This window comes from Nocardia sp. NPDC050408 (assembly GCF_044458905.1).
Lineage (GTDB): Bacteria > Actinomycetota > Actinomycetes > Mycobacteriales > Mycobacteriaceae > Nocardia.
On sequence record NZ_JBITIL010000030.1, the window covers coordinates 59,717 to 68,880 of the forward strand.

Below are 9,164 nucleotides of genomic sequence, written 5' to 3' on the forward strand. Positions count from 1 at the left end.
AAGGAAGGCGAGAGCCCATGACGCCCCCGCACAACTACCTTGCTGTGATCAAGGTCGTCGGTATCGGCGGCGGCGGTGTGAATGCCGTCAACCGGATGATCGAACAGGGACTCAAGGGAGTCGAGTTCATCGCGGTCAACACCGATGCGCAGGCGCTGCTGATGAGCGATGCCGACGTCAAACTCGACGTCGGCCGTGAGCTCACCCGCGGTCTCGGCGCCGGTGCCGATCCGGAGGTCGGGCGTAAGGCCGCCGAAGATCACAAGGACGAGATCGAAGAGGTGCTCAAGGGCGCCGACATGGTCTTCGTCACCGCGGGTGAGGGCGGCGGCACCGGTACCGGTGGCGCGCCGGTCGTCGCGAGCATCGCGCGCAAACTCGGCGCGCTGACCATCGGTGTGGTCACCAGGCCGTTCTCCTTCGAGGGCAAGCGCCGTGGCAACCAGGCCGAGGTGGGCATCAACCTGCTGCGCGAATCCTGCGACACGCTCATCGTCATCCCGAACGATCGGCTGCTGCAGCTCGGCGATGCGGCGGTCAGCCTGATGGACGCCTTCCGTTCCGCCGATGAGGTACTGCTCAACGGTGTGCAGGGCATTACCGATCTGATCACCACCCCGGGTCTGATCAACGTCGACTTCGCCGACGTGAAGAGCGTGATGTCCGGCGCGGGCAGCGCCTTGATGGGCATCGGTTCGGCACGCGGCGAGGGCCGTTCGGTCAAGGCCGCCGAATCGGCGATCAATTCGCCACTGCTCGAGGCATCGATGGACGGTGCGCACGGCGTACTGCTCTCGATCGCGGGCGGTTCGGATCTGGGTCTGTTCGAAATCAACGAGGCGGCCTCGCTGGTGCAGGAAGCCGCGCATATCGAGGCGAATATCATCTTCGGCACCGTCATCGACGATTCCCTCGGCGATGAGGTTCGCGTCACGGTAATCGCGGCCGGTTTCGATGGCGGCGGCCCGGCCCGGCGCACCTTCGAGGCGGGGCGCGGCGCGATCGGTTCGGCTCGGGCCGGTGAGATCGGCCAGAGTAGCCGGGCCAGTGAGATCGCCGCCGCCGCGCGCACCGAAACCGCTTCCGCCGCAGGTCAAACCGGCTCCACCCGGGGCGCGGTGCCGAGCTACCGGGATTCCGAACGGGCCCGCACGCTGGCCGAGCCGACGGTCACGCACAACACGCGCTCGCATATCGACCCGCCGGATTCCGATGACGACGACGATGATGTAGACGTGCCGTCGTTCATGCGTCGCTAGGCCGCCGTTCGCACGATTCGGTCGCCTGGGCTGGCAGACTGGCGGTATGCCAAAGCAACGACAGATTTCGTTCGTACATGGGTAACTCATCGGGTACACCCAAAGCTCAGCCACTCCGCCAACCGCCGGACCGGTCGAGTACTGCCGAGGCACATAACGACCGGCAAAAGACTCGGGGAGGCGGGGGAGCACATGGGTAACTCGGCGGGTACGTCCAGCACCCAGCTGGGCACACGACCGTCGGCCCGCGACGGCGCCGTCGACGTGCACGACGACCGGCAAAAGTTCCGGGGAGGCGGGGGAGTCGTTCGACGAGTGACGACCACAAGGGCGGGCGGTTTCTCGGCGCCGCCATACGATTCGTTCAATCTCGGGGATCATGTGGGGGACGACCCGGCGACCGTGCAGCGGAACCGGGACCGGCTGGCCCGGGGTATCGGCCTGACACCGGATCGGCTCGTGTGGATGGAACAGATCCACGGGCGCAATGTCGAAATCATTGATGGGCCACGGGATGCACCAGTAGCGGCCACCGACGCATTGGTGACGACCGTGCCGGGTCTGGCACTGGTGGTGCTCACCGCGGACTGCGTGCCGATCCTGCTATCCGATGACGAAGCCGGTGTGATCGCGGCCGTGCACGCCGGGCGAATCGGCGCGCGCATCGGCATCGTGCCGCGGGTACTGGACGCAATGGTTTCGGCCGGTGCCCGCATCGAACGGATCGGCGCCTTCCTCGGCCCGGCCGCATCGGGCCGTCAATACGAGGTGCCCGCCGCGATGCGCGCCGATGTCGAGGCGCATCTGCCCGGCAGTGCGACAACCACCGTGCGCGGCACCCCCGCACTGGACTTGCGGGCCGGAATCAGCAGACAGCTCACCGAAGCCGGAATCGGCGGGGTGGCCATCGATCCGCGCTGCACGATCGAGGACAAGACGCTGTTCAGTCATCGCCGCGGCGCGCCGACCGGGCGCATCGCCGGTGTCATCTGGATGCAGGCGGACACATGAGTACCGAATCCATTGCGGCCGAGGCAATGGACGGCCGGACCGCCGAACTCGCGGCGAATCTCGCCGATCTGAACAAGCGAATCGGCGCGGCTTGTCATGCGGCCGGGCGTGCTGCGGACTCGGTGCGGCTGCTGCCCGTGACGAAGTTCTTCCCGGCCACCGATATCGCCATCCTGCATCGCTTGGGCTGCAGGGAATTCGGTGAGTCCAGGGAGCAGGAGGCCACCGCGAAGGTCGCCGAACTGACCGACCTCGCGGAGGTGCGCTGGCACATGATCGGTCGGCTGCAGCGCAACAAGGCGCGGATCGTCGCGCGCTGGGCACATGCGGTGCACTCGGTCGACAGCGAACGCCTGGCAACGGCCCTTGACACCGCGGCGCGGGCCGCCTTGGACGCGGGCGAGCGCGGCGAACCGGTTCGCGTATTGGTACAGGTGAGCCTGGACGAGGATCCGGGTCGTGGTGGGGTCGCCCCGGAAGATCTTGCGGCACTGGCCGATCGGGTGGCGACCGCGCCGGGACTGCAGCTCGCGGGCCTGATGGCGATTCCCCCGCTCGACGCCGTTCCGGACGATGCTTTTGCACGCCTTGCGCATTTGCATGCCCTGGTACGCGCGGATCATCCCGAAGCGGCCGAACTGTCCGCTGGCATGTCCAGCGATCTGGAATCGGCAATCGAACACGGTTCTACCTGTGTGCGTGTCGGTACCGCCTTGATGGGCGCTCGACCGATAACCTCGGCGTAGCAAAGAAACCTCATCAGTCACATTCGACACATATGCTGGGACTGGAGAGGACTGAGCAAGACTTCAACACCCGGCCGCCACCGGGGCCGAAGGAAGGTCTATGAAATGAGCACGCTGCACAAGTTCAAGGCGTACTTCGGCATGGTTCCGCTCGAGGATTACGAAGACGACTATGTCGCCGAGCCGGCCCCCCGGGGTGTGGACGAGCGCGGCTCACGTCGTCCCCGGCCCCGTGACTATTCCGAGCGCGCCGGTTACGGCGCGGACCGCTATGCCGAAGACCGCTACGACGATGAGCCGGATTACGCTGAGCCGGCGTACAAGTCGCCGTACAAGGCGGGATATCCGGTGTCTCGGCGCGACGACTACGTCGAAGAGCCCTACGTGGACGACCGCTATGACGCGCGGCCCCGTCCCACCAGGATCGATGCCGCGCCGGGCGCGTCGCGATTCCGTGCGGGCGGCAGCGCGCCGATGTTGCGGGGAGCCACCAGGGGTGCGCTCGCCGTCGATCCCGAGGCCGAGGAGCGGCGACTGGAGGAGCGCGTGCGCCCCGAGCCCGCGCCCGCACGTCGGCCGGGGATCTTCGAGGACGGAGGTCCCTTGTCCAAGATCACGACGCTGCGCCCGCGCGACTACAGCGAGGCCCGCATCATCGGTGAGCGCTTCCGCGAGGGTAACCCGGTGATCATGGACCTGGTCGATCTGAGCAATGCCGACGCAAAGCGGCTGGTCGACTTCGCCGCCGGTCTCGCTTTCGCGCTGCGCGGCTCATTCGACAAGGTCGCGACCAAAGTGTTCCTGCTCTCACCGGCCGATGTCGATGTCTCGGCCGAAGAACGTCGCAGGATCGCCGAAACCGGCTTCTACAACCAGAAATAGCACTGTGATCCGGGGGTTCTGTTAGACCCGTTGCGTATGGGGCTGACCTTTTCGAGCGACCTACAAGCAGTCGCTAGCGGTGTGGTCACTTTGCGCGACGCGGATTTTGGGGCAGAGTGAGATCGTGGCCTTGTTTGCGGTGCTCTACTTCGTACTGTTCATCTTCTGGCTGTTGTTGATCAGCCGAGTGATCGTGGAGTTCATCCGCAGCTTTGCCCGCGACTGGCGCCCGAGCGGCTTCGTCGTCGTCATCCTCGAGGTGATCTTCACGATCACCGATCCTCCGGTGAAACTCCTGAGGCGGTTGATACCACCGGTGTCATTGGGAGGAATTCGGCTCGATCTGTCGATTATGGTCCTGCTTTTCGTCGTCTTCATCTCGATGACGTTTGTGGGCGGCCACGCCGACGGGTAGCCCTGGTGTGACAGAATGAACCGAGAAGATAGCTTGCTAGATCTGCTAGATCTCCAAAAGACGCGTGAAGGGATCCTTCCATGCCGCTGACCCCAGCCGATGTGCACAACGTCGCGTTCAGCAAACCACCGATCGGGAAGCGCGGCTACAACGAGGATGAGGTAGACGCCTTCCTGGATCTCGTGGAGCAGGAGCTCTCGCGTCTGATCGAGGAGAACGCTGACCTGCGCCAGCGGGTTGCTGAACTCGATGCGGAACTGGCCGACGCCAAGAAAAATCGTGGTCCGGCAAATGCCGCCGCAGTGAAAGCACCGGTCCAGCAAGCCCCGCCGCCCCCGCCCGAACCCATCAAGCCACCGGTGCAACAGGCCCCGCCGCCGCCTCCGATGCCGGTCGCGGCCCCGGTAGCCAAGGATGCGCCGAGCGCGGATGCGAATCTGCAGGCGGCCAAGGTGCTCAGCCTCGCCCAGGAGATGGCGGACCGGCTGACCAGCGATGCGAAGCTCGAAGCGGAGAACCTGCTGTCGAATGCCCGGGCCAACTCCGAACGCCTGGTCGGCGACGCGCGAACCCGCTCGGAGGCGATGATCGCCGATGCACGGCAGAAGTCGGATGCGATGCTCTCGGATGCCCAGACCCGTTCGGACAACCAGCTACGGCAGGCCAAGGAAAAGGCCGACGCGCTGCAGGCCGATGCCGAGCGCAAGCACACCGAGATCATGGCCACCATCACCCAGCAGCGCAGCGTGCTGGAGAGCCGAATCGAGCAGCTCAAGACCTTCGAGCGGGAGTACCGCGTGCGACTGAAGTCGTACTTGGAGTCCCAGCTCGAGGAGTTGGAGAACCGTGGCTCGGCGGTGCCGGTGGATGGCGGCGAGGCCTTCGTCGACTCCAATACCGCGAACAATCTCGCTCCCGCCTCGTTCGCCAAGGGCGCCAAGTAATCTCGTGGTAGAGAGATATCTCCGCTGTAGTTGCTGTTTGAGTAACTAGAGGTACGCCGAGCCGCCTGGCATGCCTAGGGGGTAAATATGCTCGTTTTGACGCTGGTCCTTGCCGCGATCGGGTTCGCCCTGCTCGTGGCCGCGCTGACCACTGGGTCGGTGCTATGGGCCTGGGGGTGCATCCTCATCTGCATCGTGGGTGCTGTGCTGTTGCTGGTGAGCGCGCTTTCCATGCGCAGCTCCGAGGGTGATTCCGCGCCGCCGCCTGGTCGGCATGCGAAACGGTAATTGTGGGCCCAACAAACTGGTTTGACCGTACTGGTTAGAATCAAACATGTAATCGGCGTAGATCCGGCCATCACCGGGGAGCCTTCGGAAGAACGGTGCGCACACCGCACTCAGTAGAACCGAACGGGCGAGCCCGTCACAGCTCGAAACGAGAGGTCCTGGTTGGTCGCGCGGATCGGCGCGCCGCCCGGACAAGCGGGGTGGTACCGCGGTTTCGACGCAACCGGCGTCGTCATCGTCCCCGTGCTGACACATACGCGCCACGGCGCGGCGGCACGAGGAGACGTATCCGCGATGGCGGACGAACCTTCCAGCAGCGCATACCCGCGCGTCGATCTGGCAGGCCCTTTCGAGCGACCTGCAAGCAGTCGCTACGGAACCGGCAGCGGGTCATCTTTCCCCGACCTGGAGCGTCGGGTCCTGGACGCCTGGGCCGCCGACAACACCTTCCGCGCCAGTATCGAGAACCGTTCGGGTGCAGCGGAGTTCGTCTTCTACGACGGGCCGCCGTTTGCCAATGGTTTGCCACATTATGGACATCTGCTCACCGGGTATGTCAAGGATCTCGTGCCGCGTTTCCAGACGATGCGCGGCAAGCGGGTCGATCGACGTTTCGGCTGGGACTGTCACGGATTGCCCGCGGAAATCGAAGCGGAAAAGCAGCTCGGTATCACGGACAAATCACAGATCGATGCTATGGGTCTCGCGGAATTCAACGCGGCCTGTAAATCTTCGGTTCTGCGCTACACCGGAGAATGGCGCGATTATGTGACGCGTCAGGCCCGTTGGGTGGACTTCGACAACGACTACAAGACGTTGGATCTCGACTTCATGGAGTCGGTGATGTGGGCGTTCAAGTCGCTGCACGAGAAGGGCCTGATCTACCAGGGCTTCCGGGTGCTGCCATACAGCTGGTACGAGCAGACCCCGCTGTCGAATCAGGAAACCCGGCTCGACGACGCCTACAAGATGCGCCAGGATCCGGCCGTCACCGTGGATATGGTGCTGCGCGTGCCGGGCGAGCATCCGCTGCACGAACTCGACGGGGCCAACGCACTCATCTGGACCACCACGCCGTGGACCCTGCCATCCAACCTCGCGATCGCCGTGCATCCCGATTTCCGCTACGTGCATGTGCGCGTCGGCGACGGGAAGCGCTATCTGCTGGCCGCCGAACGGGTCTCGCATTACGCCCGTGAATTGGGCGACCAGCCCGAGGTGCTCGGCGAGTTCGACGGCGCGGCTCTCGCGGATCTATCCTACGACCCGCCGTTCGACTTCTTCGTCGGTCATCCCAATGCGCATCGCGTGCTGACCGCCGACTATGTGACCGCCGAGTCCGGCACCGGAATCGTGCACCTCGCACCGGCTTTCGGTGAGGAGGATATGGATGTCGCCGCCGCCAACGGCATCGAACTCGTGCAGCCGCTGGATCCGGGCGGCAAGTTCACCTCGATGGTGCCGCCGTACGAGGGCCTGATGGTCTTCGATGCCAATCCGGTGATCATCAAGGATCTCAAGGCGGCCGGAAAGCTGCTGCGGCACGAGACGATCGAGCACTCCTACCCGCACAGTTGGCGCTCTGGTCAGCCGCTGATCTACATGGCGGTGCCGTCCTGGTTCGTCGCGGTGACCAAGTTCCGCGACCGGATGGTCGAGCTGAACAAGCAGATCACCTGGGTGCCCGAGCACATCCGCGACGGACAGTTCGGCAAGTGGCTCGAGGGTGCACGAGACTGGAATATCAGCCGTAACCGGTACTGGGGCAGCCCGATCCCGGTGTGGGTCTCCGATGATCCGGACTATCCGCGCACCGATGTCTACGGCTCGCTGGAGGAGTTGGAGCGCGACTTCGGTGTGCGCCCGACCGATCTGCACCGGCCGATGATCGACGAGCTGACCCGACCGAACCCCGATGATCCGACCGGCAGGTCGACCATGCGCCGGGTGCCGGAGGTGCTGGACTGCTGGTTCGAGTCGGGCTCGATGCCTTATGCCCAGGTGCATTACCCGTTCGAGAACAAGGAGTGGTTCGACAGCCACTTCCCGGGCGATTTCATCGTCGAGTACAACGGGCAGACCCGCGGCTGGTTCTACACCCTGCACGTGCTCTCGACCGCGCTGTTCGACAGCCCGGCCTTCAAAACCGTTGCCGCGCACGGCATCGTGCTCGGTGACGACGGACTGAAGATGAGCAAGTCCAAGGGCAACTATCCGGATGTGAACGAGGTGTTCAACCGGGACGGCTCCGATGCGATGCGCTGGTTCCTGATGAGTTCGCCGATCCTGCGCGGCGGCAATCTCATCGTCACCGAGCGCGGCATCCGCGAGGGAGTCAGCCATGCGCTGCGCCCGCTGTGGAACGCGTGGACCTTCCTGCAGCTCTACGCCTCGAAAACCGGTGTGTGGCGCACCGATTCGCAGCATGTGCTGGACCGCTACATCCTGGCCAAGTTGGCCGCGACCCAGGACGTGATGACCGAGGCGCTCGAGGTCTACGACATCGCGGGCGCTTGCGAGGAATTGCGCTCCTTCGCCGACGCCCTCACCAATTGGTATGTGCGCCGGTCGCGTTCGCGCTTCTGGGAGGAAGACCGTGATGCTGTCGACACGCTGCATACGGTGCTCGAGGTCGTCACCCGGCTTGCCGCGCCGCTGCTGCCGCTGATCTCGGAGGTGATCTGGCGCGGGCTGACCGGCGAGCAGTCGGTACATCTGGCCGATTGGCCCAAGGAGGGTGAGCTGCCGCAGGATCCGGATCTGGTCGCCACCATGGACGAGGTCCGGGTGGTCTGTTCGACGGTGCTGAGCCTGCGCAAGGCACAGAACCTGCGGGTGCGCCTGCCGCTGGCCGAGGTCACTATCGCCGCGCCCGATGCCGAGCGGCTGCGGCCGTTCGCCGACATCATCGCCGATGAGGTGAACGTCAAGAAGGTCGACCTGACCACCGATGTCGCCGTGCACGGCCGTTTCGAGCTGGTTGTGAACGCACGGGCCGCCGGCCCGCGCCTCGGCAAGGATGTGCAGACGGTGATCAAGGCGGTGAAGGCGGGCGAATGGTCCGAGAACGCCGCAGGTGTGGTCACCGCGGCGGGCATCGAACTGCTGCCGGAGGAGTACACCCAGCGCCTGGTCGCGGCCGAGCCGGAGTCCACCGCGGCCCTGCCCGGCAATGCCGGTCTGGTCGTGCTCGATTCGGTGGTGACCGAGGAACTCGAGGCCGAGGGCTGGGCCCGCGATGTGATCCGCGATCTGCAGGAGACGCGAAAGTCCCTGGGGCTGGCGGTATCCGATCGCATCACCGTGGTGCTCGCGGTGCCCGCCGATAAGCAGGTCTGGGCACAGACCCACCGCGACCTCATCGCGGGCGAAATCCTGGCCACCGAGCTGACTTTCGGTGATCCGGGCGCGGATGCCGCCGAAATCGTCGGTGGTGTGCGGGTATCGATCGCGAAGGTCTGATACGGCCGTTCCTTGGAACGAGGTGGTCGGGGGGGGGGGGGGGGGGCCCCCCCCCCCCCCCCGGCCAGGTGGTTAGTGGGGTGGTTTTTATAAAAAGGTGGGGGTTTGGTGTTTGGGTTTTGTGGTGTGACAAATCCCCGCCCACAATAGACTGTGG

8 protein-coding genes are annotated in these 9,164 nt (G+C 64.9%); all 8 read left to right on the top strand.

Annotation, left to right across the window (positions count from 1 at the left end):
• The first annotated feature begins 17 nt into the window (after positions 1-17).
• The 8 genes from ftsZ to ileS all read left to right on the top strand — a co-directional run bounded on the left by ftsZ (position 18) and on the right by ileS (position 9,007).
• Positions 18-1,259: a cell division protein FtsZ gene (gene ftsZ / locus ACIBJI_RS39860; RefSeq protein ID WP_364353231.1), complete on the top strand. Its 1,242-nt coding sequence runs from the start codon at positions 18-20 to the stop codon at positions 1,257-1,259.
• A gap of 315 nt (positions 1,260-1,574) precedes the next feature.
• On the top strand, positions 1,575-2,270 hold the full coding sequence (gene pgeF, locus ACIBJI_RS39865; protein WP_397088192.1) for a peptidoglycan editing factor PgeF: 696 nt from the start codon (positions 1,575-1,577) through the stop codon (positions 2,268-2,270).
• Complete coding sequence (locus tag ACIBJI_RS39870; protein WP_364353224.1) at positions 2,267-3,016, top strand: YggS family pyridoxal phosphate-dependent enzyme; 750 nt, start codon at positions 2,267-2,269, stop codon at positions 3,014-3,016. Before pgeF ends, ACIBJI_RS39870 begins: the two co-directional genes overlap by 4 nt.
• Positions 3,017-3,121: 105 nt before the next feature.
• Positions 3,122-3,898 (top strand): cell division protein SepF, encoded by a 777-nt coding sequence (locus tag ACIBJI_RS39875; RefSeq protein WP_364353221.1) that lies wholly within the window; start codon positions 3,122-3,124, stop codon positions 3,896-3,898.
• Between the two features lie 124 nt (positions 3,899-4,022).
• A complete protein-coding gene (locus ACIBJI_RS39880; protein ID WP_040688811.1) occupies positions 4,023-4,313 on the top strand; it encodes a YggT family protein in 291 nt (96 codons plus the stop codon).
• An 80-nt stretch (positions 4,314-4,393) separates the two neighbouring features.
• On the top strand, positions 4,394-5,257 hold the full coding sequence (locus ACIBJI_RS39885) for a DivIVA domain-containing protein (RefSeq protein WP_364353218.1): 864 nt from the start codon (positions 4,394-4,396) through the stop codon (positions 5,255-5,257).
• 87 nt (positions 5,258-5,344) lie between these two features.
• Entirely contained in the window at positions 5,345-5,545 is a 201-nt protein-coding gene (locus ACIBJI_RS39890; protein WP_062988683.1) for a hypothetical protein, read from the top strand.
• Between the two features lie 294 nt (positions 5,546-5,839).
• Positions 5,840-9,007 carry an isoleucine--tRNA ligase gene (gene ileS / locus ACIBJI_RS39895; protein ID WP_364353213.1) on the top strand — a complete coding sequence of 1,056 codons (3,168 nt, stop codon included), beginning with the start codon at positions 5,840-5,842 and terminating at the stop codon, positions 9,005-9,007.
• The last annotated feature ends 157 nt before the right edge of the window (positions 9,008-9,164 follow it).

Bases quoted from the DNA above. Each gene is read 5' to 3' on its own strand.
- ftsZ (WP_364353231.1), top strand. From the start codon at position 18: ATGACGCCCCCGCACAACTACCTTGCTGTGATCAAGGTCGTCGGTATC.
- ACIBJI_RS39870 (WP_364353224.1), top strand. From the start codon at position 2,267: ATGAGTACCGAATCCATTGCGGCCGAGGCAATGGACGGCCGGACCGCC.
- ACIBJI_RS39875 (WP_364353221.1), top strand. From the start codon at position 3,122: ATGAGCACGCTGCACAAGTTCAAGGCGTACTTCGGCATGGTTCCGCTC.
- ACIBJI_RS39885 (WP_364353218.1), top strand. From the start codon at position 4,394: ATGCCGCTGACCCCAGCCGATGTGCACAACGTCGCGTTCAGCAAACCA.
- ACIBJI_RS39890 (WP_062988683.1), top strand. From the start codon at position 5,345: ATGCTCGTTTTGACGCTGGTCCTTGCCGCGATCGGGTTCGCCCTGCTC.
- ileS (WP_364353213.1), top strand. From the start codon at position 5,840: ATGGCGGACGAACCTTCCAGCAGCGCATACCCGCGCGTCGATCTGGCA.